We start from the raw sequence: 24,128 nt of genomic DNA on the forward strand, positions 1-24,128 counted from the left end.
GGGCTACCGGCCGCCGCGGCCTGCCGGTTGTCCCGAACTGGTTCGGGACCGGGGCTTTTCACCCCGGCGTGTGAGTGACCGCCATGTCGACGGCGAGTGCCACCGTCTCGACGTGGACCCGGCGGTTCGTCGCGGCCGGGGCTCTCTGGCTGGTGCTGTGGAGCCTCACCGCCGTGCTCGCCCTCCCGCGCCGGACCGAGGTGACACTGGCGCTCTTCGGCTTCGTCTTCCACACGCTCTTCGGGAAGGCCTACGCGCTGGTCCCCGCGTACTTCGACCGCGAACTCGCCGTCCCCCGCGCCCCGACGGCGCAGTTGCCGCTCTCGGTTCTCGGAACCCTCGGGCTGGCGGCCGCGGGCCTGCCGTGGGTCCCCGGAGTCGTCGGTGCGGCCGGCGCAGTCCTGTGGGCCGCCGGCGTCGCGGTCTTTCTCGGGACGCTCGCCTGGACGGTCAGGGACAACCTCGCCGGCGCCGAGACGGGGACGGGCGACCACGACGCGTCCCGTCGGACGGTCGATCGAATGGCCAACGCCGCGATGCCCGTCGCGTTCGCGTATCTGGTCGTCGGAACCGCAGTTCTCGTCGCCGCCAACATCCCGGTCGACGCACCGTTCGCGTACGCACCCCAGCGCACGCACCTGTTCGCGGCGGGAACCGCTGCCTTGCTCGTCTTTTCGGTCGGCTTCCGGCTCCTCCCCCGATTGTTCGTCGCCGATCCACCGGAACCGTTGGTCGCGGTGGTACTCTCCCTCGGTGCGGGCGCGCCTGCGATCCTCGCGCTCACCCTGCCCGCGGGCCCGATCTTCCGGTTGGGAGCGGTGCTCGAAGCCCTCGCGGTCGTCGCGTTCGCCCTGGCCGTGCTGTGGCTCGTGATCGAGAGCGACCGCGAGCGCGTCGGCCGGTACGGCGTCGTCCTCGGGGCGCTCTCGGGGGTCGCCGTGGTGGTGCTGGGCCTCTGGTTCGCGCTCGGCGGACTCGACGACGCGCTCGTGGTGACCCACTACCGCGTGGCACTGATCGGGTTTCTCGGGCTGACTATCGTCGGCGTCGCCACGCAGTTCTACCCGCCGGCCGTCGGCGAGTTCCCGATCGAGGGTGACCGGCTGGCGCTGGGCGTGATGGCGACACTGGCCGGCGGCCTCGTCGTCGACGGCGCGGGGCGACTCGGCGAGCTGCCGGCGGTCGCCACCAGTGGGCTGGCGCTCGCGGCGCTCGGAGCGGTCGGGTACGCGTGGCTCCTGCTCGGTATCTTCCGGGGGCGAGTGCGGCGCTAGAACGGCGTCTCCGGTCCCTCCGCGTACCCCGCCTCGTCGGGCACGCCAGCCTCTCCGCCGGCCGCGCCGCCGCGCTGGTCCGGCAACGTTCCGGACTCCAGATACCGCGCCTCGTGGTCACGTAGTTGCTCGTTGATCACGGCGCTTTTGTGGTGGATCTCGTCGACCCGCACCCGGACGAGGTCGTACTCGTGGCGGTCGGCCAGCCCGTTCCAGGCCCGGAAGGACCCTTTCGCGAGCGTCGTGCTCTGGGGGCAGAACTCGGTCGTCGGCGTGAACTCGGCGATCAGTACGCGTCGATCGCCGGCGTCGGGGCCGTCGGTCGTGCCGTGTTCGCGCGCGTACCGGTAGCCCGCATCGGGGTGGCGCACGTCGAGGTTCAGGCGCGCGAGATTGTAGCCGAAGGTCATGTCGTAGACGCCGCGCTCGTCGAACAGTTCGCGGGTCAGTCGGTGGAAGGCAAGGTGCTCCCGCCCGGTCAGCACGTCGTGATCGGCGATGTACCTGCCGGGTTCGGGGATGCTCTCGGGACCGAACGCGTCGTAGTCGTCGAAGGTCGCGTCGTCGCCGGAGAACGGCGAGGGGATGTTCATACGACACGATACGGCTAGCCGCGCCGTGGGTGCAGTCCCGAACCTGTTCGGGGTGGTCCGGCCCGACGCCGGCGACGAGCCAGGGTCAAGCCTCGTCGGCGGTCGCGCCGAACAGCGCGGCCATGAGCTTCGTCTGGGCGGCCGCGAGGTGTTCCGCGAACGTCGACGGAGCGACACCCAGTTCGGTCGCGACCTGCTCGGCGTTGGCCCCTTTCGGCCGCTCGAAATAGCCCAGTCGGTGGGCCGTCCGCAACACTTCGCGTTGCCGGGCGGTGAACTTCGCCTTGTCGACGAAGACGGGTTCCGAGTGGCTGCCGTCCCCGTCCGAGCGCCGGAGGGACCGAACGGTGACGCCGGCCTCGTGGTTGCGCAGGTCAGTAACGACCGCCCGGAGGACGTCCAGATCCTCGGAGATGAACGACAGTTCGATGGTCCCGTTCTCGGCCGACACGTCCCGGACCGGACAGCCGTACTCCTCGACGCGCTCGCAGGCACAGTTCTGGTCGGCCCGGCGCTCGACACGGTGGACCGCCTCCGAGTCGTAGCTGAAGACCTCTTTCCCGGGAACCTCGTCCCCGGTCACCGACTCGTCGGTCGTCACTTCGACGGTGACGCTCCCGTCGACCGGCTGACCCTGCGAGACTGACCGAACACGACCCCCGGTACTCATCGGTGCGACCGGACAGCAGTTCGGTTCCCTGACGGCCACAGTCGCGAGAATCCCCTCGACCATGACATTCTATTGGACGCTTCGGGAGTAAAACCGTTCCCCTGCTTAAAGGCCCCCTATTCAGTGGGCTGTCCTCTAACAGCAGGGCCGGGCCAGTCACACGTATCCGCGCATCGATACCGACCCGAGCGGGGCGGCGACCGACTGACGGCGAGACGGCGTAGGTGTGTCTCGTCTCGGTCGGCCGGACGGGTCGCGAACTGACTGCACGATACCACTATGCAAGGGAAAACGATCGTCATTCTGCTCGTGTTGTTGGCAGTGTTACTTCCGACGTGGTACGTGGCGGCACAGGGTGAGCCGCCGTCGGAAGAGATCGAGATCGACCAGAGCGTCAACGAGATACGCCCGCTGGGCAGCTTCGTCGATACGCCCACGAAGCTCTCGCCGAGTCAGGTCGGCGTGATCGTCTGGGTCGCGCTGTTCGGACTGGTGGGAATCCTCGCCTTCTTCCACCGGTTCATGAACCGCGCAGCCCGACCGGACGACGACGCGGAAGCGACCGTGGCGGAGACGGCCGCCGACGGCGGTGAACGAAGCGAAGCTTCGCGATCCGACGGGGGCGTCTCGCTCCCCTGGATCGAGACCGATGACCGCTGGCTCGTGGAGTATCACCCCGCCAGCGACGCCATCGAGGGGCTGATCGCCATGGGCGGGCTGACCGCCCTGACCATCGTGTTCGCCGCGCTGTTCACCGGCGAGTACCTCACGCTGGCCCGGACCCAGTACTTCGGCGTCTACGCCTTCGGGATGTTCATGTCCCTCACAGGGTTGACCGTCTCGTACTACGCCTGGTTCATGCCACACCTCAAGGTGGCCGAACGGAGGGGACACTGATGGGCCGCGAGCCACCATCGGCGGACCTCGGCCGATCCTACCCCAAACCAGGCGAGGACGACGGAAACACGGGGGACGGCGATGCGAGCGAGTCCGGCTGCCCCTGTTCGAGTGACGACACCGGAGCCGACGGGAGTCCGAGCCTCTATCAGGACTTCTACGGCGACGCCCGGGCCGAGATGGAGCGCAGAGACTACGCGAAGGCGCTGGCGACCATCGGCGGCTTGACCGCCATCGGGAGCCTCACCGCACCGCTGGTGGGCCTCTCGCGGGTCTTCGAGCGCGAGTACACCGGCCCGATCTACTCCGACGGGGTCGCCCTGATCGACGACGCCGGCGAGCGAATCGCCGAGGACCGCCTCGGCGAGGGCGAACAGCTCACCGTGTTCCCGAAACCGCGTCCGGGGCTGGCCGACGCACCGACCCTGCTCGTCCGGTTCCCGGAGGACGCCTACGGGGGCGACACCAACTCGGCCTTTACCGTCTCGGGGTACGCGGCCTACTCGAAGGTGTGTACCCACGCGGGCTGTATGGTCGCCGACCGGGACGGGCAGACGCTGGTCTGTCCCTGCCACTCCGGGCGGTTCGACCCGCTCTCGGGCGCGGCGGTCACCGGCGGCCCGCCGCCGCGGTCGCTCCCACAGCTCCCGATCACGCTGTCGAGCGAGGGCTATCTCGTCGCCACCGGCGACTTCGAGGGCCCCGTCGGCACGGGGGGTGAGTGAGATGGGACGACTCGATCGCATCTACGGCTTCTTCGACGACCGGCTGGACCTCGAAGCGGGCCAGTCGTTCCTCGGGAAGGCCTTCCCCGCCGAGGACTCGTTCCTGCTGGGCGAGGTGGCGCTGTTTTGCTTCCTGATCCTCGTGTTGACGGGGATGTTCCTGGGGTTCTTCTTCGAGCCCAGCACCTCCGATGTCGAGTACGAGGGCAGTGTCGCCCAGTACCAGGGTGAAGAGCTTCCGGAGGCGTTCGTGAGCGTCCTCAACATCACCTACGACGTGCCCTTCGGGATGCTCCTGCGGCGGATGCACCACTGGGCGGCCCACCTGTTCATCGCCTCCATGGCCCTGCATATGCTCAGGGTGTTCTTCACGGGGGCGTACCGCAACCCGCGGGAACTCAACTGGCTCGTCGGGACGGGGCTGGCCGGATCGTCGATGTTCGCGGCCTACACGGGCTACGCGCTTCCCTTCGACGAGTTCGCCAGCACCGCGGTCGGCATCGGCTACAACGTCGCCAAATCGGTTCCGCTGATCGGCGAGACCCTGGGACAGGTCGTCTTCGGCGGGAGTTTCCCCTCCAGTGCGACCATCCCCAGACTGTTCTTCCTGCACGTGCTTGTCTTCCCGCTGATAATCGGTGCGTTGCTGGCCGCGCATATGCTGATACTGATGCGGCAGAAACACACCGAGGCCGAGCGGGACGGCGACGTGCCGGGCCGGGAGCCAGTCGACCGGAACGACGACAGCGTCGTGATCGGCCTGCCGGCGGTGCCCAATCAGGTGGCGGTCAGCGCCGTCGTCTTCTTCCTGACGCTGGCGTTGCTGTCGCTACTGGCCGGGTTCCTGCCGGTCCACAACATCGCCCAGTACGGCCCCAACGACCCCGCGTCGACCCCATCGCTGATCATGCCCGACTGGTTTTTGATGTGGGGCTACGGGTTCCTGAAGCTCGTCCCCGCGTGGATGAGCTTCGACCTGTTCGGGGTCCACGTCAGCGCGGAGTTCGTCGGCGGCCTCATGCTGCCCGGACTCGTGTTCCTGGCGGTCGCGGTCTGGCCCTTCATCGACTACAGCGAGGAGCAGACCCACTTCACGACGAGCCCACTCGAGCGGCCCTGGCAGACCGCGGTCGGCGTCGCCGGGGTGACCTTCATCATGGTCGCCTCCATCGCGGGGATGGACGTGATCGTCGCGGACATCGTGGGCTCGTCGACGGCCGCGATCAAGCCGTACCTGCTGGCCGCGCTGTTTGCCGTCCCCATCGCGTCGGGAGGCATCACGTACGCCGTGTTGCGCGGGGATAGCGAGGAACCGCCCGCGAGCGGCGAGAGTGCGGCCGCGGACGGCGGCGTACCGGCAGACGACAGCTTTCCGGAGGACACCGATGACTGAGATCGCGTTGAGTCCACGGCGGTATCGCTGGCTGGATCGGGCGAGCAAACTCTGTGGGGTCGCGCTGATCGCCGCCGGCCTGGAAGTCGGCGGCGACACGGCGGCGGGCCTCGCACTGGCGGCGCTCGGAGTGACGTGCGGACTGGCAACCGTGGTGATCGACCGATGAGCGAACACAATACACACGACGAATCCGACGGCATCGACGCCGCCCGCCGGGACTTCCTGAAGGGGCTCGGCGCGGCGACCGCGGTCGGCGTCACCGGCTTCGGCCTCGGGCAACAGAGCGAGATGCAGAGTCTAGAAATCGTGGACGATCCGATCGGGTCCTACCCCTACCGGGACTGGGAGGACCTCTACCGCGAGGAGTGGGACTGGGACTCGAAGGCCCGGTCGACCCACTCGGTCAACTGCACCGGCAGTTGCTCGTGGCAGGTGTACGTCCGGAACGGCCAGGTCTGGCGGGAGGAACAGGCCGGCGACTACCCGCGCTTCGACGAGAGCCTCCCGGACCCGAACCCGCGGGGCTGTCAGAAGGGGGCCTGTTACTCGGACTACGTCAACGCCGACCAGCGTATCCTGCACCCGCTGAAACGCGTCGGGGAGCGCGGCGAGGGCCAGTGGCAACGAATCTCCTGGGACGAAGCCCTCACCGAGATCGCCGAGGAGGTGATCGACACGGTACGGGCCGAGGAGTACGACGCCATCTCCGGGTTCACGCCCATCCCGGCGATGAGTCCGGTCTCGTTCGCGTCGGGGTCGCGGCTGGTCAACCTGCTGGGCGGCGTCTCCCACAGCTTCTACGACTGGTACTCGGACCTGCCGCCGGGCCAGCCGATCACCTGGGGCACCCAGACGGACAACGCCGAGAGCGCCGACTGGTACAACAGCGACTACATCATCGCGTGGGGCTCGAACATCAACGTCACGCGTATCCCCGACGCGAAGTACTTCCTCGAAGCTGCCTACAACGGCACCAAGCGAGTTGGGATCTTCACCGACTACTCCCAGACGGCGATCCACACCGACGAGTGGATCAGTCCGGAGCCGGGGACCGACACCGCTCTCGCACTGGGCATGGCCCGGGTCATCGTCGACGAAGGACTGTACGACGAGGCTCACCTGAAAGAGCAGACCGATATGCCACTGCTGGTCCGGGAGGACACCGGGAAGTTCCTCCGGGTCAGCGACGTGCCCGGCCTCTCGACGAGCGCCGACCGACCCGACCAGATGTTCGTGATGCAGGATCAGCAGGGGAGCCTCCGGGTCGCGCCCGGATCGCTGGGCGAACGCGACGGGCAGTACGACCCCAGCGAGAGTATCTCGCTGGATTTCGATCCCCAGTTGTCCGTCGAGGGCACGGTGCAGACGACCGACGGGAGCGCACAGGTCCGGACGGTCTGGAACAACCTCAACGACGAACTGGCGAACTACACGCCGGAGTACATCTACGAGGAGACGGGCGTCGGCGAGCAGACCCACCAGGAGATCGCCCGCGAGTTCGCCGAGGCCGAGAAGGCCAAGATCATCCACGGCAAGGGCGTCAACGACTGGTACCACAACGACCTGGGGAACCGGGCCATCCAGTTGCTCGTGACGTTGACGGGCAACCTCGGCGAGCAGGGCACGGGGTTAGACCACTACGTCGGCCAGGAGAAGATCTGGACGTTCAAGGGGTGGAAGAGCCTCTCGTTCCCGACCGGCTCGGTCCGGGGCGTGCCGACGACGCTGTGGACCTACTTCCACGCGGGCATCCTCGACAACACCGACCCCGACACCGCGGCGAAGATCCGGGAGTCCATCGAGAAGGGGTGGATGCCGCTGTACCCGTCCGAGCGTGATGACGGGACCAGACCCGACCCCTCCGTGCTGTTCGTCTGGCGTGGCAACTACTTCAACCAGGCCAAGGGCAACGTCGCCCTCGAGGAGGAACTCTGGCCGAAACTCGATCTCGTCGTGGACATCAACTTCCGGATGGACTCGACGGCGATGAACGCCGACATCGTCCTGCCGGCCGCCAGTCACTACGAGAAACACGACCTCTCGATGACGGATATGCACACGTACGTGCATCCGTTTACCCCGGCGGTCGATCCGCTGGGCGAGTCCAAGACCGACTGGGCAATCTTCCGGGAACTCGCCGCGAAGATCCAGGAACTCGCCACCGAGCGCGAGATCGAGCCCGTCCCCGACCGGAAGTTCGACCGTGAGATCGACCTCACGAGCGTCTACGACGACTACGTGCGCGACTGGCAGACCGGCGAGGACGGTGCGCTGGCCGAGGACAAGGCCGCCGCGGAGTACATCCTCGAACACTCCGAGGAATCCAATCCGTCGGACACCGACGAGCAGTTGACCTTCGACGAGATCGACGAGGAGCCAAAGCGGTTGCTCGCGACGGGCGACCACTGGACCTCCGACATCGAGGACGGCGAGGCCTACACGCCATGGAAACGCTACGTGCACGACAAGGAGCCGTGGCCGACCTTCACGGGTCGCCAGCAGTACTACATCGACCACGACTGGTTCCTCGAACTCGACGAGGCGTTGCCGACCCACAAGCAGGCACCCGTCTTGCAGGAGAAGTCGGAGTATCCCCTGGGGTACAACACGCCCCACGGCCGGTGGTCGATCCACTCGACGTGGCGTGACAACACGAAGATGCTCCGCCTCCAGCGGGGCGAACCCATCGTCTACCTCAACCCCGAGGACGCCGCAAAGCGGGGCATCGAGGACGGCGACACGGTGAAAGTCTACAACGACCTCGCGGAGGTCGAGGTCCAGGCCAAGATCTACCCCAGCAGCGAACCCGGCACGGTCCGGCACTTCTTCGCCTGGGAGCGGTTCCAGTACCCCGACCGGCAGAACTTCAACAGCCTCGTGCCCATGTACATGAAACCCACCCAGCTCGTCCAGTACCCCGAAGACACCGGCGAACACCTGCACTTCTTCCCCAACTACTGGGGCCCGACCGGCGTCAACAGCGACGTGCGCGTCGAGGTCGAGAAAGTCGACGGCGGTGGCGGGAATCAGGGAGGTGATGGCCAGTGAGTTCACAGAGCGACGGCGGCGGAAGCGACACCCCCGAGGGCGTCGACCTCGCCGAGGGGATCGACCACCAGGTCGCGATGGTGATGGACCTGAACAAGTGCATCGGCTGTCAGACCTGCACCATCGCCTGCAAGACCAACTGGACCGAGGGCGGCGGCCGCGACTATATGTACTGGAACAACGTCGAGACCCGCCCCGGGTCGGGCTACCCGAAAGACTGGGAGGAGATGGGTGGCGGCTGGAAATCCGAGGAACACGCCGAGCGCCAGCCCGGCCAGCTCCCCGAGAAAGAGGAGTACGGCCGTGCCTGGGAGTTCAACCACGAACAGATCTTCTACGAGGGCAGTGACGAACCGCTCCGCCCGATGGACGGCGCGGAGTGGGGCCCAAACTGGGACGAGGATCAGGGGGCCGGCGAGTACCCCAACTCCTATTATTTCTACCTGCCCCGGATCTGCAACCACTGCACCCACCCCTCCTGTGTGGAGGCCTGCCCGCGGTCGGCGCTGTACAAGCGCGAAGAGGACGGCATCGTCCTCGTCGACCAGGACCGCTGTCGGGGCTACCGCTACTGCGTCGAGGGGTGTCCGTACAAGAAGGTGTACTACAACTCGGTGACGAAAAACTCGGAGAAGTGCATCTTCTGTTACCCCCGCATCGAGGGGGAGGGCCCAGAGGGTGAAGTCCGGGCTCCCTCCTGTGCCGAGGACTGTCCGCCCCAGCTTCGGCTGGTCGGCTTCCTCGACGACGAAGACGGTCCCATCTACAAGCTCGTGAACGAATACGAGGTCGCGGTCCGGCTCCACCCCGAGTACCGCACCGAACCGAACGTCTACTACATCCCTCCGTTCGCCCCGCCACAGCACTCCGAACGCGGGGAGAGCCTCGATTCCGAGCGCATCCCCCGGAACTACCTCGAAGAGCTGTTCGGCCCCGAGGTCAACGAGGCACTGAACACCATCGAACGGGAGCGGGCCAAGGTCGAACGCGGGGAGGAGAGCGAAGTGATGGACCTGCTCACGACGGAGAACCCGGCGAAACAGTACCGGCTCGAAGTCTTCGACGAGGAATGACCATGAAGCCCAAAGAACTCACGCTTGCGGCCGCGCTCGCGGTAGCGCTGGTCGCCACGACGGTCGCGGTGCCGGCGCTGGTCGAGGCGCGACCGGCCTACGCGGTGCCGGTCCACGAGGGCGGCGAGGACGCGTCGTTCGCCAGTCCCGGAAGCCAGGACTGGGACGCTGCCCCCGCGGCGACCCTGCACATGAGCAGCGCGGAGAGTGGCCTCCCCAACGCCAGTTCGACCAGCGTCGAGCAGGTCGACCTGCAGGCCGTGACCACGGACGAACGGCTCTACCTCAAACTCTCCTGGGCGGACGCGACCCGTGACACCTCGACGAGCGACGTGCGGGAGTTCGCGGACGCCGTCGCGGTCCAGTTGCCCGTCAACGAGAGCGCGCGGCCGCCCATCGCCATGGGCGGTGCGAGCAACCGGGTAAACGTCTGGTTCTGGCGCGCCGACGGTACCAGTCAGGAACTGCTGGCGGGTGGAGCTGGCTCGACGACGCCGCTGGACGACACCGTCAGCAACGCCAGTCGGTACGAGAACGGTACCTGGGAGGTCGTCCTCTCGCGCGATTTGGAGAGCAGCGCCACCAACCGCACGGCGATCCCCGACGACCGGGACCTCGACGTGGCCGTGGCGGTCTGGAACGGCTCGAACGGCGAGCGCTCGGGCGTCAAAGCCGCCAGTAGCTGGCACTACCTCGCGCTTGGCGGTGGGCCGCAGGGCCCGCCGTACGAACTGTTGCTGTGGGCGGTCGCTGGCGCGGCCATCGTCGTCACGACGCTGGTGACCGTCGAGGGCGTGCGCCGAACGCGAGGTGAGTCCTGATGGCGGCCAACGACGCACCGGGCGGACCGGGCCAGTTAGCCGGCGAGATCGACACCGACGCCGGCGCTCGCGGCGCGATCTACGCCCTGCTGGCGGCCGCGTTCGACCAGCCCGACGACGAACTGTACCGCGCTATCGACACCGGAGCCTTCCGCGAGGAGATCGCCGCGCTGGTCGACCGCACGGATCTGGACGTGGAAGTGCCCGCCTTCGAGACCGACGACGACTACGAGACACTCTGTGCGCGGTACAACGACCTGTTCGTCATCGGATTCTCCGAGGTGGTCGACGCCACCGACGGGACGATGGCCCACGAGGAACCGCCGGTCTCGCTGTACGAATCCTCGCATCGACCGGAGGTGTCCTGGAACGACGTGAACCTCGATCTGGCCCGAGCCTACGAGTACTTCGGCTGTCAGGTCGATCAGGACCGGCGCGACAACCACGACCACCTCCAGTTGCAACTGGAGTTCATGGGCTATCTCTGCCGGCGGGAGGCCGCGGTCGATCCGGACGTGGTGGCCGCGCGGCTGGACTTCCACGACCGGCACCTCCGGGTGATCGGCGAGGCCGTCGCCGACGCGCTGGCCGCCGAAGCCGGGACGGAGTTCTACGGCGACCTCGGTGCATTCCTCGACGACTTCACCGCTGCCGACGTCGAGGACCTAGCCGCCCGCCGCGAGGGAGGTGGATCGGCGTGAGCGGCGAATCACCTACCGCTGGACCCAGCGCCGAGGCCGCCGAACCCGACGGGAGCCCGGATTCGGCCGTACTGGCCGCACTCGCCAGGATCGACGGAGACGGCGACCGAACCGCGCTGTGGGCCGGCGGTGTAGCGCTCGCGGTCGTCGTGGTCGGACTCGCGGCCAGAATCGCGCACAACGCGCCGTTCGACCCGCTGGCGGTCCCGGCGGTCGTCTTCGACGCGCTCGCCGTCGGGACGCCGCTGGTACTGGGCGCGACGCTGTTCGTCGTCGCACTCACCGAGGGCGAGCCGACGCGGCGCGTCGGCCTGCTGTTCGCCGGCGTGTTCGGGCCGCTGGCCACGATCTCGTCGGCGGCGACGCTCCCGGCCGTCGCGGGCGTGATCGGTGGCGGCGGACTCGCACTCGTCGGGTCGCTGGAGCGACCGACGACGTACCGGGACGGGCGACGCGCGGCCGTCGTCGTGGCGTTCGTCGCGGCTGTCGCGCTCTCATTGGCTCGCGCCGTCGGCCTACTCGATGCCGGCATGACCGTCGGCGCGGGGCTGGCACTCGTGGCAACTGCCGCCCTCGCCCTGCTCGTGCGGATCGACTGGGTGGCCGCGCTGGCCGGTCTCGTCGCGGCCGCCGGTCTCGTCGCGGCGGCGATCACCGCCCCCTACCTCGTGGGGAGCGTCCTGCTCGTCGGATTCGGCGTCGTGAGCGTGCCGCAACTGCTCGTCGCACTGGCGCTTGGTGGCGGCGTCGCCGCGGCCGTCGCGGGCCTGCGTCACGGGATGCCGCTGTTCGCAGTCGGCGCACTGCTGGTCGTGCTGGCGGGCGTGCCCGCCGCGCTCCCGCGAGCGATGGCCGTCGTGCTGGGCGTCGCACTGGTGACGCGTGTGACCGCGGAACACGCGGAGGTGACCGCATGAGAGACCCCGACGAAGCGACCGACGGGCCGCCCGATCCGCGGACACACCCCGAGCAGAGTCCGGGCTTCGGCGAGAGTCCCGAGGGCCTGGAGGACATCGAGGTGAGCCGGGACATCACCATCGGCGAGGCGACGCCGCGGGAACTCCAGGCGACCGACCTCGCGCCGGTAGCGGGCGCTTCGGCCGCCGAGAAGATCGACGACCTGCTGGACGGCGATCACGTCGAGCGCCGTCGGGCCGCGCTGGCGCTCGGGGAGGAGCGACCGGAGAAAGCAGTACTGGACGCGGTGATCGCGGCGACCAACGACCCCGACGACGACGTGCGCCAGTTCGCGGTGGAGTCGCTGGCGGAACTGGGCGGCGAGCGGGCGGCCGCCGCCGTCGTCGAGCGACTGGACGACGACGATCCCTGGGTGCGAGCAGAGGCCGTCGTCGCCCTGGACAACCTCGACCGGCTCGAGTTCGAGGACCACATCGAGACGGCGCTTTCCGACGACCACCACGCAGTCCGCCGGAACGCCGCCATCTCGCTGTTCAAACACCGCGGTGAGGAACTCCTACCCGTCCTGCTGGAGCAGTCCCGGGCCGACAGCGAGCGCCTGCGCGAGTGGGCTGCCCACCTCATGGCCGGGATCGAGGACGAGCAGGCGACCGAGCGGCTGACCGAACTGGCCGACGACGAGGACGAGCCCCAGGTCGTCAGGAGCACGGCGGCACGGGCCGTCGAGGCCGATCCCGGAAAGTTCCGCCGGCAGTTCACCGGCGGGATCGAGGGCGAGAGTACGGCGTTGCCGGGCGAAGACCGGCTCAACCGGAGACCCGATCTATGAGTTCAGAGGACACCACCACGACCGAACCGCTCTCCGACCGCGTCGAGGCCGCACTCCGCAAGGTACGGGATCCCGACGCCGACGTGAACGTCTTCGAGGCCGGCCTGATCGACGACGTGCGGATCGACGGCGGCGACGTGACGGTCCAGGCCGACCTCTCGGAGTTCCCACCGAGCGAGGGGCAGGCCGTCACCTCGACGATGATGCGCGCCGTCTCCGACGTGGACGGCGTCGAGCGCGCCCACGTCGAGCAGGCACCCCGCTCTGTCGACACCCAGGGTCGCGAGGTGGGCGTCGAACGGGCCGACCGCGTGATCGCCGTCGCCAGCGCGAAAGGCGGCGTCGGGAAGACGACGGTCGCGACGACACTGGCCTGCGCGCTCGCGGCCGACGGCGACGACGTGGCGCTGTTCGACGCCGACATCCACGGCCCGAACGTGCCCGAACTGCTCTCGGTCTCGGGACCAGTCCAGAGCGACGAGGACGGCCATCCCGTTCCCGTCGACGCGAGCGCCAGCGACGCGGCCGACGGGAAGACTTCCGGCGACGGGCCGGGCGACCTGGAAGTGATGAGCGTCGGACTGATGAACGACAGCCAGCCCCTGGCCTGGCGGGGTGCGATGGCTCACGACGCCCTGACCGAACTGTTCGAGGAGACGGCGTGGGCTGGCCCCGACACGCTGGTGATCGACCTCCCGCCTGGCACCGGGGACGTAGCGCTGACGACCCTGCAGGAAGTGCGAGTGGACGGCGTCGTTTTCGTGACCACACCGTTCCACGCCGCGGTGTCGGACACGCACCGCTCGCTCCAGCTGTTCGAGGAGAACGAGGTGCCAGTGCTGGGCGTGGTCTCGAACATGGGCGAGTTCGTCTGTGACGCCTGTGGCGAACACCACGACCTGTTCGACGGCGACGACCCCATCGACGCGCTCGACGCACCTGTCCTCGCCGAAGTCCCGTTCACCGGCGAGATGCAGTCCCACCCCCGGCCGACTCCCGACGGCGTACCGGACGTGGCGCTAGAACTCGGCGCGGCCGTCGGCGGCCGGATCGAGGACATCTGGACCGTCGAGGTTCCCGAGCACGCGGTCGATCTGCGGGGTGTGCCGCCCGAGAAACGACGGGATCGGGTGCGGGAAGCCTTCGAAGGAATCGGCTCCGGCGAGCGGTTCGAGGTCGTCAGCGACCGTAATCCGGGGCCTGTCCGGGAGTTCCTCGAAGACCTGATCGACGGCAAACTGAAGGGCTTCCGGGTCAAGCGGCAGAATCCCGACACCTGGCGGTGTCGGACGGAAAAGCCCTGAGCGGACGGCCCGCACGCCCTCACTCCGCGGCGTCGACGATCTCGTAACTCACGTTGTCCTCTCGCAGGCGGTCGGTGTGGCCCGCGAGGTCGGTCTCGACGACCAGCAAGAGCACGTCCTGCCCACGGGTCGCGGCCTCGCGGACGGCCTCGGCGGTGCCGAACCGCAGGTCGGGCTCACAGTCGGCGGCGCGGGCGGCGGCCAGCGCCTCGGTCCCGGCGACCGCGAGCAGGTCCGCGTCGGCGGCCAGATCGGCCACGCGGTCGGTGTCGGCGGCGCGGCTCCCGCCGTTGTCGACGCGGGGCAGGGAGACGATGGTCACGTCGCCGAGTTCGTAGTCGAGGACGCCCTCGAAGTCGGTGACGCCCACGTCCGTGCCGGCGGTGGCGTCGGTGACCGCAACGGCAGTCGCGGAGCCGGTGGTCCCCGGCGTCGCCTGGAGCGTGCCGTCGTGCATCGACAGCGAGACGGCCTGTCCCTCCTCGATATCGCTCGTCGCCAGCGCCGTCTCGATCTCGACCTGGCCGATGACCTCTTCGGAGACGTGCGTGACGTACTCTTCGAGGCGACTGGTGTGAGAGATGAGCCAGTCGACGCCCTCCTTGGTGACCTCGTAACGGCCCCGTCCGTGTTTCCGAACGAAACCCTGTTTGATGAGATCCTGCAAATAGTCGCTAACCGCCTGCGAGGTGATCCCGATGGCATCGGCGACCTCCTGCTGGCTGACCGCCGGTTGGCGCTCGGCGATCTGGACGAGGATCTGGTAGCGCGTCGCATCCCGCTTGCTCCGGAGCACGTTCGCATCGCCGGACTCGTCCGCTGTCATGACTGCCCGTGTGGCCCGGAAACGCAAGTACTTTTGCCATACTTCCGACGAACTTTCCCGAGAGCGGCACTCTCGGCGCAGTTTGAAAATTGAGGTTTCGTTAGTACAACCAAAATTGTTTTATTCGAGACTCCGGTTGTATTCGGTGATGTCCCGCGTAGCGCTCCCACACGACGCGAAGGCGGGGCCGACAAAGTCGGAGGTCCGGGCCGTGTTGCTCTCGAAGCTGGGGCTCACGGACGCGGATCACTTCGTCGAGGTCGGCTCCTGTACCGGTGCGGTCACCATCGAGGCGGCCCGGCGGGCCGGACGCGTCACCGCCGTCGAACGCAAGGAATCGCGACTGGAGACGACCGAGAAGAACCTCCACGTCAACGAGACCAGTGCTGAGGTCGACCTGCGGGCCGCGGAGGCCCCCGACGGCCTCCCCGAGGACGCCGACGCGCTCTTTCTCGGTGGCTCCCGCAACTACGAGGCCGTCCTCGACCACGCCGTCGAGACCGGCGTCGACCGCGTGATCATGAACGTCTCGCGGCTGGAAGTCGCCGGCGCGGCGACCGACGCCTTTCGCGAGCGGGACCTGCTGGAGGAGGTCCTCCAGTTCCAGGTCAGCCACGGCTACGAACTCGCCGGTGCGACGAGTTTCGACTCGGACAACCCGGTCTATATGCTGATCGGCAGCGCGAGTGATACGGAAGTTGCGGCGGACGGAGGGAAGACGTGACCCTCTACGGCGTCGGACTCGGGCCGGGCGAGCCCGATCTCGTGAGCGTTCGCGGCAAGCGGATTCTGGAGGATGTCGACGTGGTGTACTCGCCGGGCAGACTCTCACGGACTGTCGCGACCGAACACGTCCCCGAGGAACGGATCGGCGACCTCGATTTCCCGATGACACGCGACGAGGAGAAGCTTCGGCGGGCCTGGAAGGACGCGGCGGCCGAGATCGCGCCCCGCGCTCGCGAAGGCGACGCCGCCTTCGTCACGCTCGGGGACCCCAACGTCTACTCGACGTTCGGCCACCTCCGCCGGACGCTCGACGCCTTCCATCCCGACGTGGATCTGGAAGTCGTTCCGGGCGTCAGCGCCATGACCGCGTTCGCGACGGCGCTGGGCGTCGAGATCCCGGCCGGGTCTGGGCTCGCGCTCCGGGAGGCCGACCAGGGGCGCTCGCCGACCGGGCCGGATCGGATGATCCTGTTCAAGGTGACCGATGCGCCCGCGACCCACGAGGGACTGGTCGACGCCGGCTACGACGTGACCTACGGTCGCCGGCTGTTCATGGCGCAAGGCGAGACCGTCGTGACCGACGATCCCGACGAGATCGACGAGCGTGACTACTACACGCTAGCCTACGCGACGCGGAGCAACGCGGCGGAAGAACTGGCGACGGCGAAATTCGAGACGGCCGACGACCGCAGTGGGCCCGTCACGGAGGAACGCGCCGAAGGTGTCGCCTGCGGCGACGAGTCGCCGGAGGTGCGTTCGGATGACTGACACCGACCCGCAGGCCGCCATCGACGCCACCGCCGGCCGGGCCGAGCGCGATCAGCGCGTCTACGAACACAGCGCCGGCGACGAGCAGGAGGGGATCCCCTTCATCGGTGCTGGCCCCGGCGACCCGAAACTGCTGACGGTGGCCGGCCGCGAACTCGTCGAGGCCGCCGATCTGGTGGTTCACGCGGGCTCGCTGGTCAACAGCGAACTGCTGGCGGAGTACTGCGCGGAGGCAGAGACGGTCTCTTCGATCGGGAAGGACCTCGAAGAGTTGATTCCGCTGATGCGGGACGCCTACGAGGACGGCGAGAACGTCGTCCGACTCCACAGCGGCGACCCCGCGATCTACGGCGCGGCGCTGGAGCAGATGGACGCGCTGGAACACGAGGGCGTCCCGACGTACTTCGTCCCGGGCGTGACCGCGGCCTTCGCCGCCAGCGCCACCCTGCGCACCCAGTTGACGCTCAACGAAGTCTCGAACCACGTCGCGTTCACCCGACCACAGGGCAAGACGCTGGACGCCGACGAGGACCACATCGCCGAGTTCGTCGAGATGGGCGACGTGACGACCTGTATCTACCTCGGCACCCACGCGGTCGCCGATACGATGGACCGCCTGCTGGAGCAGGGTCACGATCCCGAGACGCCCGTGGCGGTCGTCTACCACGCGTCCTGGCCCGACGAGGACGTGATCGAGGGCACCATCGCGACCATTGGCGATCGCGTCGAAGACGCGGGCTATCGCGCCTCCGCGCTGGTCATCATCGGCGAGGCGGTCGCGGGCGACGGCTACGAGCGGTCCTATCTCTACGACGGCTGGGCGTCGCGAGGGAGCGACGACGACGCGGAGACGGACGCGACCACCGGAACGGAGGCAGACGACTGATGAGTACGGACACGGACGACACGGCGGACGGGAGTACCGACGCGGACACCGACGACTCGGGCGGCCACTGTTCGACGCCGGACAGCGACGGTGAGGTCGCCGAGGAGATCGCGGTCATTTCCTTCGAGCGCAAGTGGGAGACTGCGGAGGAGATACGCGACGAGATCGGCGACCGCTACGAGACGATCGACCTGATCGAGTACCACGGTGAGGTGTTCGCCGAGCACTGGGGCGAGTACAACTGCTTCGTGGGCCTGATGGCCAGCGGGATCGCGATGCGCAAGACTGCGCCGCTACTGGACGACAAGTGGGACGACCCTGCCATCGTCGTGGTCGACGAGGAACTGACGTGGGCCATCCCGATCACGGGCGGCCACCACGGCGCGAACCAGGTGGCCGACGACCTGGCCACGATGGGCGCGGTGCCGGCGATGACCACGGCCTCGGAAGCCGCGGACAAGCAGGGCGTCGAGAAGCAGGCCAAGGCACTGGACGCCCACGTCGTCAACGGCGATTCCACCGTGGCGACGAACCTCGCCGTGCTGGACGACGAACTCGGCCCCGTCGAACGGCTGGACGGCCCGAAGGCCGTGATGGTCGACGACGACGTGACCGTGCTGAAACGGAACGGCGAGGACGGCGTGGTACTTGGCACCGGCAGCGTCTCCGGCGCGAAAGCCGAGCAGTTCGAGACCGCCTGGAGAAGTGCCCTCGAAGGCACCGACTACGACCTCGCCGACGTGGACTTCGTGGCGACCGGGACCCGGAAGGAAGACGAGGATGGGTTGCTGGAAGCCGCGGCCGAGTTGGACCTGGGGGTCGTCTCCTTCGAGAAGGAGACCCTGGAGGAGTTCGAGGGGCCGACCCCCTCGCGGTCGAAGGAGTTGATCGGCTGGCCCGGGATCTCGGAGGCCAGCGCCATCGCGGGCGGGCGCGACCACGAACTGCTCCGCGAGAAAGAACGCTACGACGAGGCGGTGACGGTGGCGGTCGGACGATGAGCGGAGCCGAGAGCGGCGACGATGAGTACGGCACCCTCTACGTCGTCGGCATCGGCCCGGGCCTGCCGGGTGGCATGACCCAGCGGGCCAAAGACGTCATCCGGACCGCCGACTGTGTGGTCGCCTCGAACCTCTACCAGGAGTTCCTCCGGAAAGACGGGACCCTGCCGCCCGAGAGCGCCGCGGTCGAGGCCGCGGCGGACGGAGGGAGTGTCGCCGAAGACGCTGGCGGGACCGTCCTCGAACGCCCGAACGGGCGACGCCAGGAACTGGTCCGGTCGACGATGGGGCGGCAGGTCGAACTCGCCCGGGAAGCCTTCGAGCGGGTTCGCGCTGGCGAGGACGTGGCTCACGTCTCGGGCGGCGACCCGAACGTCTACGGCAAGAGCGACCTCGTGTTCACGATGGCCGAGGAGGAAGGGGCGACGGACGTGCCCATCGAGATCGTCCCCGGCGTCACGGCGGCGCTGGGTGGGGCGGCCAACCTCGGCGCGCCGCTCTCGAACGACTTCTGTACGGTCTCGCTGTCGGACAAGTGGCGCGGCTGGGACGAGATCGCCGAGAAACTGCGGGCAGCCGCCATCTCGGGGTTCGTGATCGTCCTCTACAACTGCTGGCGCGACTACGAGCGGGCCATCGAGGTCGTTCGGGAGGAGCGGGCCGACGACGTGCCCGTCGCGATCATCAACGACGCCGGCCGCGACGACGCCGGCCGCAACGTCGACGGCGAGACCCACACGATCACCACCCTCGCCGACGTGACCGACCACGACGAGAAGGTCGGCGGGATGGGCTCGTCCATCCTGATCGGCACCCACGAGACCGAGGTCTGGGAAAACGACCACCGCGAGTTCCTGGTCACGCCCCGCGGCGGGCGTGACGTGGAGGATTTCTAAACTATGAGTACCGACGACACCACCACCAACGACGCGAGTACAGAGACGGAATCGAAGTGTGGAGCCTCGACCAGCGAATCCGAGGCCAGTACCGAATCGAAATGCGGTGGAACGACCACGGAGACGGCGGAAACCACCAGCGATTCGAAGTGTGGCGGGTCTTCGTCGTCGAGTTCCTCGAACGGGTGCGGTGGGAGTTCCGGCGATGACGAGGAGGAGGTCGGCGCGACCGTCGACGACTTCGACGCCGACCCCGGCCAGCTGGTCGCGGTCGGGCTCGGTCCCGGCCAGCCCGAGGGGATGACTGACCGTGCCAAGACCGCCCTCGCGGAGGCCGAACACATCGTGGGCTACACCACCTACGTCGACCTCCTGCCCGACGAGATCACCGAGGCCGCCGAGGACATCTACGACACGCCGATGTGCGGCGAGGTCTCCCGGACCGAGGAGGCCATCGACCGGGCCCTCGCGGGCAACGACGTGGCGATCATCGGCAGCGGCGATCCCAACGTCTACGCACTGGCCGGCCTCGCCCTGGAGATCGTCGAGTCCAAGGGCGCGACCGCCTCGATGCTCGATTTCGACGTGGTGCCCGGCGTTCCGGCGGCTCAGTCCTGTGCGGCACGAGTCGGCGCACCCCTCGTGAACGACACCGTCTCGATCTCGCTGTCGGACCACCTCACCGACATGCCGACAATCGAGTCGCGACTCCACGCGGTCGCCAAAGAGGGATTCACCATCTCGATCTACAACCCCTGGAGCCGCAAGCGCCGCGAGAACTTCGAGAAGTGCTGTGAGATCCTGCTGGAACACCGCGATCCCGAGACGCCCGTTGGCGTCGTCCACGCGGCCGGCCGCGAGGACGAGGAAGTCGAGATCGTCGACCTCGAAGACCTGCCGGAACTGGGCGAGACCGACCTGATCGACATGACGACGACGATCCTCGTGGGCAACGAGGACACCTACGTCTGGGACGACCGGATGGTGACTCCCCGGGGCTACGAGACAAAGTACGACTACTGATGACCTACACCATCACGCTCGACCGGGCGGCCTGTGACGGCATCTTCGCCTGTCTCGTCCGGGACGACCGGTTCACCGAACGCGAGGACGGACTGGCCGGGATCGAGGGCGAGGCAGCCGACGGCCCCGTGTCGGAAACTGCGACGGTGACCGTCTCCTTCGACGACGACCGACTCGCCGATGCCGAGCAGGCCGCCGCGGCGTGTCCCGTCGACGCGATCAGCGTCACCGAGGAGGGCGAGTCATGAGCGTCGAGACCGGCGTCCCCTCTGACTTGCTGGCCAGCCACCCCGAAACGGCCTACTTCTGGGGTCGCGTCGTCGGCGACGGCGACCTCGGTGAGAACTCGATCACCGTCCGAACGAGCGACGAGACAGCCGCTCGCCGGCTCGCGGCCATCGCCGGCTCCGAGCAGGTCGATAAGCGCATCCGCGAACGGGAGTACGCTCACGACACGTCGATCACACGGACTGAGGAGGAGTTCACGGTCCAGGTGTTCGGCGACCTGCCGGGCCGCGCCTCGGCAGCCTTCGGCCTGCCACGGAACGGTCAGCCCGGCGGTTACCGCTTCGACACCTTCGCCGACCACGACCGCGAACTCCTGCGCGGCCTGCTGGAAGGCTGTGGCACCATCTGTTTCAAGAGTTCCGCGGGAACGGTCGGCCTCTCGTTCGTTGCCGACGACCGCCGACTGCTGGAGACGATCCAGGGTCTGCTCGACGGACTGCCCGTCGACGCACCCAGTGGGGAAATCGCCGAGACCTCCTCGGGTGGCTACTGGTTCGGCGTCGACGACGCGGCCGTCCCGACCGTCGGCCCGTGGCTCTACGAAGGAAGTGAGGAGACCGGACTGTTCGCGCCGTCGCGGCGGCGGAAACTCCAGCGGAGCCTCGAACAGGCCGCGGAGGTCGACCCGTGAGTCGCAGTACGACCGGTTCGGAGGGGGGACGGCCCTTCGACGACGAGGCGGTCCTGCTGGTCGGCCACGGCTCCCGCCGCGAGAAGTCCAACGAGCAGGTCCGCGAGCTGGCGGTCGCACTCGAAGACCGACTGGGCGTGCCGGTGGACGCGGGCTTTCTCGAACTCGCAGAGCCAGCGATCCCCGAGGCGATCGCCGGGCTCGCGAGCACTGTCTCGGAAGTCACCGTCGTCCCGCTCTCGCTGTTCGCCGCGAGTCACGTGAAAAACGACGTGCCGCTGGCCGTCCAGCAGGCCCGGGCCGAACACGACGGCCTGACCGTCAACAACGGCGCACACCTCGGGATTCACCCCGCCATCGTGGATCTGCTGGACGACCGCGCGGCGGCCGTCGAGGCTGAACTGGGCGTCGACCGCGCGGACGACGACGTAATCGCCGTCGTCTGTGCCCGTGGGTCGAGCGACCCCGACGCCAACGGCGACGTCCACAAACTCGCCCGCCTGCTCGACGAGGGGCGGGCGTTCTCGCGGGTCGAGGCCTCGTTCATCGGCGTGACCGAACCGGTACTCGAAGATAGCCTGCACGGGATCGCCAAGCGTCGGCCCGACGCTGTGGTCGTGATCCCGTATATGCTGGGCGACGGCGTCCTCACCCAGCGGATACGTGACCACACCGACGAGTTCGACGAGGAATATCCCTACGTCGATGCGGCGGCGGGCGACCCGCTGGGCACGGATTCTCGATTGCTGGACGTGCTGGGCGACCGCTGGCAGGAGGCCCGCAGCGGGAGCGTGGAGATGTCCTGTGACACCTGCAAGTACAAGGTCGAACTCGACGGCTACGAGGAAGACGTGGGCGGCGCGCGGGCGATGCTCCGGGCGCTGACCCACCAGGAGACCCACGCCGACCGCGAGGACGTGGCCGACGACCCGCACGTCCACGACGCGCCCGAGAAACACGTCGCGGTCTGTACGAACCAGACCTGCGCCGCCGACGGCGCGCCCGCCGTCCTCGAACGCCTCCGCCAGGCCGTCCGGGACTCGGATCAGGCGGACGCCCGTATCACCCGCTCGTCCTGTCTCGGCCGCTGTGGCGAGGGGCCCATGGTCGCCGTGTATCCGGACGGCGTCTGGTACGGCGACACCGACGAGGACGCCGCCGACCGCATCGTCTCGTCCCACCTCGATCGGGACCGCATCGTCTCCGACCTCGTGGATCAGACACTGTGATCGACACCAATGAGCTGTGACGAACTCGAAGCCCTGCGACTGGGCGTCATGACGGCACTCGGCATCGGCGACGAAAGCACGCGCGAACACGCGAGAAAAGAACTGGAGGGAAGCATGGAGGGCCCCATCGAAGCCCTCGCAAACGCGGAGACGTTACCGGAGATCGAACGCCACCTCGACGCCGCCCTCGTCGACCTCGAAGCGGAGGTCGCGGCGATGGACCCCGACGATCCCGAGTACGACTACACCCGCGGCCGCCTCGTGGCCGTTCGGGACGCCGAGCGGGCGATCCACCGGCTGACCGAACAGGCCGAGAGCGTCCTTGAGGGCTTCGGCGAGGCCCACCACCACCTCCACGAGGCGTTCCCGGTCGATGAGTAGTCGCGGCCGACAGACTGCTTCGCTCGGGGAGATCGACCCTGCCGGATCGCGCCACCTCGGCAAGCGGTCGGCCGTCGCACTGACCGACGGCGCAGTGCTGGTCGGAACGGCCGACGGCGACCTCCGTGCGTTCGACCGCAATCTGACGCCACGCTGGACCGCAACCGAGAACGGGCCCGGCGATGGAAGCCTCGTGTCCATCGACACCGTCGAGGGCATAGCGGTCGTCGGCGAACGTGGTCCCTCGGGCACAGTCCGGTGTCACGATCTGGATTCCGGAGAACTGGTCTGGCGCTACGAGACCGCCGACGACGTGGGTGACCCCCAGAACGAGACGCGGTTCCTGTTGCCGTTCGTCGCGGACGTGGTCGCGGGCGAGGAGCGAATCTACGTCGCGGCGCGGCGGTACGAACGCGGCGACGACGGCCGAACGTTCGACAGCGTCGTCTACGCCTTCGACCTTGACGGGACCGTCGAGTGGCGCTACCGGGCGGACGCCTCGCCGATCAGCCTCGCCGTTCGGGACAGTCGCGTGGCCGTGGCGTACAATCGCTGTCCGGGCGACCACCAGTGTGGCCTGGTCGTGCTGGACAGCGCGGACGGAACGGAGCGCATGACCTGGGATCCCGGAACCGACGGGGGCCGACGGGTCGGTGACGTGTCACTGCTCGCCGACGGCATCGCCGTCGCGAGCCACGGCGACTACTGCGGGTACCGCCTGAACGAGGACGGGAGTCACCGCTGGCGGGCTCCCCTGGCGACGCCCGCGACGGTCGAGGGCGAGCGCGTCTACGCCTACCCGAACCACGTCCACGCCACGTCGGCGGGCGCGGTGTTCGTGACCGGCAACACCTACCCCGAGGAAGGGCGCGAGACCGAGGCACGACACCCCAACGAACACACTGTGGTCGGGGTCACGCTGGACGGTGAGCACGCCTGGCGCGACCCTATCGGGGGGTTCGCGACCGGCATCGGAACCGCGGGCGACCGGCTCGCCGTGCCGAGCGCACAGCACTTCCGGGACCGCGACGCCACGGGGCACGGCCTGGGAGTGTTCGGCGTAGCCGACGGCCCGATGTCGGCCCTCGACGCCGACGGCGTACTCACGGCCGCGGCGCTCGACGACGAGAGCGTGGTCGCGGTCGAGGAACCGGTCGCGTATCACGACGAAAGCGACGAGCGTGGCGCGTATCGCGTGCTGCGAGGCGCCCGTGAGTGAACCGA

The 24,128-nt window shown here is 68.3% G+C and carries 26 protein-coding genes; 23 read left to right on the plus strand and 3 right to left on the minus strand.

The window, feature by feature from the left end; genetic code table 11:
- Nucleotides 1-83 precede the first annotated feature (83 nt).
- Nucleotides 84-1,274, plus strand: coding sequence for a hypothetical protein (locus BMX17_RS12145; protein ID WP_170845403.1), 1,191 nt, complete (start codon nt 84-86; stop codon nt 1,272-1,274).
- On the opposite strand, the gene BMX17_RS12150 is transcribed toward BMX17_RS12145, so the two are convergent.
- Together BMX17_RS12150 and BMX17_RS12155 are read right to left on the minus strand one after the other, a co-directional pair.
- Nucleotides 1,271-1,867, minus strand: coding sequence for a DUF7998 family protein (locus tag BMX17_RS12150; protein ID WP_092660389.1), 597 nt, complete (start codon nt 1,865-1,867; stop codon nt 1,271-1,273). The genes BMX17_RS12145 and BMX17_RS12150 overlap by 4 nt on opposite strands.
- Before the next feature lie 85 nt (nt 1,868-1,952).
- The gene (locus BMX17_RS12155) at nt 1,953-2,600 is read right to left on the minus strand and encodes a helix-turn-helix domain-containing protein (protein WP_092660391.1); all 648 of its coding nucleotides are present in this window, start codon (nt 2,598-2,600) and stop codon (nt 1,953-1,955) included.
- A 216-nt stretch (nt 2,601-2,816) separates the two neighbouring features.
- On the opposite strand from BMX17_RS12155, the gene BMX17_RS12160 reads away from it, so the two are divergent.
- From BMX17_RS12160 to BMX17_RS12205, 11 genes are read left to right on the plus strand one after another with little or no spacing between them, the layout of a single operon-like run.
- Nucleotides 2,817-3,434 carry a hypothetical protein gene (locus tag BMX17_RS12160; protein WP_092660393.1) on the plus strand — a complete coding sequence of 206 codons (618 nt, stop codon included), beginning with the start codon at nt 2,817-2,819 and terminating at the stop codon, nt 3,432-3,434.
- Nucleotides 3,434-4,159, plus strand: coding sequence for a QcrA and Rieske domain-containing protein (locus BMX17_RS12165; RefSeq protein WP_092660395.1), 726 nt, complete (start codon nt 3,434-3,436; stop codon nt 4,157-4,159). The genes BMX17_RS12160 and BMX17_RS12165 overlap by 1 nt, the downstream gene beginning before the upstream one ends.
- 1 nt (nt 4,160) lies before the next feature.
- Nucleotides 4,161-5,552 carry a cytochrome b gene (locus tag BMX17_RS12170; RefSeq protein WP_092660397.1) on the plus strand — a complete coding sequence of 464 codons (1,392 nt, stop codon included), beginning with the start codon at nt 4,161-4,163 and terminating at the stop codon, nt 5,550-5,552.
- On the plus strand, nt 5,545-5,721 hold the full coding sequence (locus BMX17_RS26110; protein ID WP_170845404.1) for a DUF8120 family protein: 177 nt from the start codon (nt 5,545-5,547) through the stop codon (nt 5,719-5,721). The genes BMX17_RS12170 and BMX17_RS26110 overlap by 8 nt, the downstream gene beginning before the upstream one ends.
- Complete coding sequence (locus BMX17_RS12175) at nt 5,718-8,603, plus strand: nitrate reductase subunit alpha (RefSeq protein WP_092660399.1); 2,886 nt, start codon at nt 5,718-5,720, stop codon at nt 8,601-8,603. Before BMX17_RS26110 ends, BMX17_RS12175 begins: the two co-directional genes overlap by 4 nt.
- Entirely contained in the window at nt 8,600-9,676 is a 1,077-nt protein-coding gene (gene narH / locus BMX17_RS12180) for a nitrate reductase subunit beta (protein ID WP_280141389.1), read from the plus strand. The genes BMX17_RS12175 and narH overlap by 4 nt, the downstream gene beginning before the upstream one ends.
- The gene (locus tag BMX17_RS12185) at nt 9,673-10,497 is read left to right on the plus strand and encodes an ethylbenzene dehydrogenase-related protein (protein ID WP_092660401.1); all 825 of its coding nucleotides are present in this window, start codon (nt 9,673-9,675) and stop codon (nt 10,495-10,497) included. The genes narH and BMX17_RS12185 overlap by 4 nt, the downstream gene beginning before the upstream one ends.
- Nucleotides 10,497-11,198, plus strand: coding sequence for a molecular chaperone TorD family protein (locus BMX17_RS12190; protein WP_092660403.1), 702 nt, complete (start codon nt 10,497-10,499; stop codon nt 11,196-11,198). Before BMX17_RS12185 ends, BMX17_RS12190 begins: the two co-directional genes overlap by 1 nt.
- Complete coding sequence (locus BMX17_RS12195; protein WP_092660405.1) at nt 11,195-12,115, plus strand: DUF8068 family protein; 921 nt, start codon at nt 11,195-11,197, stop codon at nt 12,113-12,115. Before BMX17_RS12190 ends, BMX17_RS12195 begins: the two co-directional genes overlap by 4 nt.
- Entirely contained in the window at nt 12,112-12,945 is an 834-nt protein-coding gene (locus tag BMX17_RS12200) for a HEAT repeat domain-containing protein (RefSeq protein WP_092660407.1), read from the plus strand. Before BMX17_RS12195 ends, BMX17_RS12200 begins: the two co-directional genes overlap by 4 nt.
- On the plus strand, nt 12,942-14,249 hold the full coding sequence (locus tag BMX17_RS12205; RefSeq protein ID WP_092660409.1) for a P-loop NTPase: 1,308 nt from the start codon (nt 12,942-12,944) through the stop codon (nt 14,247-14,249). The genes BMX17_RS12200 and BMX17_RS12205 overlap by 4 nt, the downstream gene beginning before the upstream one ends.
- A gap of 19 nt (nt 14,250-14,268) precedes the next feature.
- Here BMX17_RS12205 and BMX17_RS12210 read toward each other — a convergent pair whose 3' ends face one another.
- Nucleotides 14,269-15,075 (minus strand): DUF7839 domain-containing protein, encoded by an 807-nt coding sequence (locus tag BMX17_RS12210; RefSeq protein WP_092660411.1) that lies wholly within the window; start codon nt 15,073-15,075, stop codon nt 14,269-14,271.
- Between the two features lie 148 nt (nt 15,076-15,223).
- On the opposite strand from BMX17_RS12210, the gene cbiT reads away from it, so the two are divergent.
- From cbiT to BMX17_RS12265, 11 genes are read left to right on the plus strand one after another with little or no spacing between them, the layout of a single operon-like run.
- Nucleotides 15,224-15,799 carry a precorrin-6Y C5,15-methyltransferase (decarboxylating) subunit CbiT gene (gene cbiT / locus BMX17_RS12215; protein WP_092660413.1) on the plus strand — a complete coding sequence of 192 codons (576 nt, stop codon included), beginning with the start codon at nt 15,224-15,226 and terminating at the stop codon, nt 15,797-15,799.
- A complete protein-coding gene (locus tag BMX17_RS12220; RefSeq protein ID WP_092660415.1) occupies nt 15,796-16,569 on the plus strand; it encodes a cobalt-factor II C(20)-methyltransferase in 774 nt (257 codons plus the stop codon). Before cbiT ends, BMX17_RS12220 begins: the two co-directional genes overlap by 4 nt.
- Nucleotides 16,562-17,455: a cobalt-precorrin-4/precorrin-4 C(11)-methyltransferase gene (locus BMX17_RS12225; RefSeq protein ID WP_092660417.1), complete on the plus strand. Its 894-nt coding sequence runs from the start codon at nt 16,562-16,564 to the stop codon at nt 17,453-17,455. Before BMX17_RS12220 ends, BMX17_RS12225 begins: the two co-directional genes overlap by 8 nt.
- Nucleotides 17,455-18,456, plus strand: a complete 1,002-nt coding sequence (gene cbiG, locus BMX17_RS12230) for a cobalt-precorrin 5A hydrolase (protein ID WP_092660419.1) — start codon at nt 17,455-17,457, stop codon at nt 18,454-18,456. The genes BMX17_RS12225 and cbiG overlap by 1 nt, the downstream gene beginning before the upstream one ends.
- On the plus strand, nt 18,453-19,352 hold the full coding sequence (locus tag BMX17_RS12235; RefSeq protein WP_092660421.1) for a precorrin-3B C(17)-methyltransferase: 900 nt from the start codon (nt 18,453-18,455) through the stop codon (nt 19,350-19,352). The genes cbiG and BMX17_RS12235 overlap by 4 nt, the downstream gene beginning before the upstream one ends.
- A gap of 3 nt (nt 19,353-19,355) precedes the next feature.
- Nucleotides 19,356-20,375, plus strand: a complete 1,020-nt coding sequence (cobJ, locus tag BMX17_RS12240) for a precorrin-3B C(17)-methyltransferase (protein WP_092660423.1) — start codon at nt 19,356-19,358, stop codon at nt 20,373-20,375.
- On the plus strand, nt 20,375-20,623 hold the full coding sequence (locus tag BMX17_RS12245) for a ferredoxin (RefSeq protein WP_092660425.1): 249 nt from the start codon (nt 20,375-20,377) through the stop codon (nt 20,621-20,623). The genes cobJ and BMX17_RS12245 overlap by 1 nt, the downstream gene beginning before the upstream one ends.
- On the plus strand, nt 20,620-21,294 hold the full coding sequence (locus BMX17_RS12250) for a cobalamin biosynthesis protein (protein ID WP_092660427.1): 675 nt from the start codon (nt 20,620-20,622) through the stop codon (nt 21,292-21,294). The genes BMX17_RS12245 and BMX17_RS12250 overlap by 4 nt, the downstream gene beginning before the upstream one ends.
- Nucleotides 21,291-22,523, plus strand: a complete 1,233-nt coding sequence (locus BMX17_RS12255) for a CbiX/SirB N-terminal domain-containing protein (RefSeq protein WP_092660429.1) — start codon at nt 21,291-21,293, stop codon at nt 22,521-22,523. Before BMX17_RS12250 ends, BMX17_RS12255 begins: the two co-directional genes overlap by 4 nt.
- A gap of 9 nt (nt 22,524-22,532) precedes the next feature.
- The gene (locus BMX17_RS12260) at nt 22,533-22,904 is read left to right on the plus strand and encodes a DUF3209 family protein (protein ID WP_092660431.1); all 372 of its coding nucleotides are present in this window, start codon (nt 22,533-22,535) and stop codon (nt 22,902-22,904) included.
- Nucleotides 22,897-24,123, plus strand: a complete 1,227-nt coding sequence (locus BMX17_RS12265; protein WP_092660433.1) for an outer membrane protein assembly factor BamB family protein — start codon at nt 22,897-22,899, stop codon at nt 24,121-24,123. Before BMX17_RS12260 ends, BMX17_RS12265 begins: the two co-directional genes overlap by 8 nt.
- The last annotated feature ends 5 nt before the right edge of the window (nt 24,124-24,128 follow it).

The sequence above is a fragment of the Halorientalis persicus genome, from assembly GCF_900110215.1.
Classification (GTDB): domain Archaea; phylum Halobacteriota; class Halobacteria; order Halobacteriales; family Haloarculaceae; genus Halorientalis; species Halorientalis persica.

Coding starts and splice junctions, on each gene's coding strand:
- cbiG (WP_092660419.1), top strand. CDS start 17,455: ATGAGTACGGACACGGACGACACGGCGGACGGGAGTACCGACGCGGAC.
- BMX17_RS12250 (WP_092660427.1), top strand. CDS start 20,620: ATGAGCGTCGAGACCGGCGTCCCCTCTGACTTGCTGGCCAGCCACCCC.
- BMX17_RS12205 (WP_092660409.1), top strand. CDS start 12,942: ATGAGTTCAGAGGACACCACCACGACCGAACCGCTCTCCGACCGCGTC.
- BMX17_RS12265 (WP_092660433.1), top strand. CDS start 22,897: ATGAGTAGTCGCGGCCGACAGACTGCTTCGCTCGGGGAGATCGACCCT.
- cbiT (WP_092660413.1), top strand. CDS start 15,224: ATGTCCCGCGTAGCGCTCCCACACGACGCGAAGGCGGGGCCGACAAAG.
- BMX17_RS12225 (WP_092660417.1), top strand. CDS start 16,562: ATGACTGACACCGACCCGCAGGCCGCCATCGACGCCACCGCCGGCCGG.
- BMX17_RS12145 (WP_170845403.1), top strand. CDS start 84: ATGTCGACGGCGAGTGCCACCGTCTCGACGTGGACCCGGCGGTTCGTC.
- BMX17_RS12155 (WP_092660391.1), bottom strand. CDS start 2,600: ATGGTCGAGGGGATTCTCGCGACTGTGGCCGTCAGGGAACCGAACTGC.
- BMX17_RS12170 (WP_092660397.1), top strand. CDS start 4,161: ATGGGACGACTCGATCGCATCTACGGCTTCTTCGACGACCGGCTGGAC.
- BMX17_RS12190 (WP_092660403.1), top strand. CDS start 10,497: ATGGCGGCCAACGACGCACCGGGCGGACCGGGCCAGTTAGCCGGCGAG.
- BMX17_RS12210 (WP_092660411.1), bottom strand. CDS start 15,075: ATGACAGCGGACGAGTCCGGCGATGCGAACGTGCTCCGGAGCAAGCGG.
- BMX17_RS12200 (WP_092660407.1), top strand. CDS start 12,112: ATGAGAGACCCCGACGAAGCGACCGACGGGCCGCCCGATCCGCGGACA.
- BMX17_RS12185 (WP_092660401.1), top strand. CDS start 9,673: ATGACCATGAAGCCCAAAGAACTCACGCTTGCGGCCGCGCTCGCGGTA.
- BMX17_RS12260 (WP_092660431.1), top strand. CDS start 22,533: ATGAGCTGTGACGAACTCGAAGCCCTGCGACTGGGCGTCATGACGGCA.
- BMX17_RS26110 (WP_170845404.1), top strand. CDS start 5,545: ATGACTGAGATCGCGTTGAGTCCACGGCGGTATCGCTGGCTGGATCGG.
- BMX17_RS12245 (WP_092660425.1), top strand. CDS start 20,375: ATGACCTACACCATCACGCTCGACCGGGCGGCCTGTGACGGCATCTTC.
- BMX17_RS12150 (WP_092660389.1), bottom strand. CDS start 1,867: ATGAACATCCCCTCGCCGTTCTCCGGCGACGACGCGACCTTCGACGAC.
- BMX17_RS12165 (WP_092660395.1), top strand. CDS start 3,434: ATGGGCCGCGAGCCACCATCGGCGGACCTCGGCCGATCCTACCCCAAA.
- BMX17_RS12235 (WP_092660421.1), top strand. CDS start 18,453: ATGAGCGGAGCCGAGAGCGGCGACGATGAGTACGGCACCCTCTACGTC.
- cobJ (WP_092660423.1), top strand. CDS start 19,356: ATGAGTACCGACGACACCACCACCAACGACGCGAGTACAGAGACGGAA.
- BMX17_RS12175 (WP_092660399.1), top strand. CDS start 5,718: ATGAGCGAACACAATACACACGACGAATCCGACGGCATCGACGCCGCC.
- BMX17_RS12160 (WP_092660393.1), top strand. CDS start 2,817: ATGCAAGGGAAAACGATCGTCATTCTGCTCGTGTTGTTGGCAGTGTTA.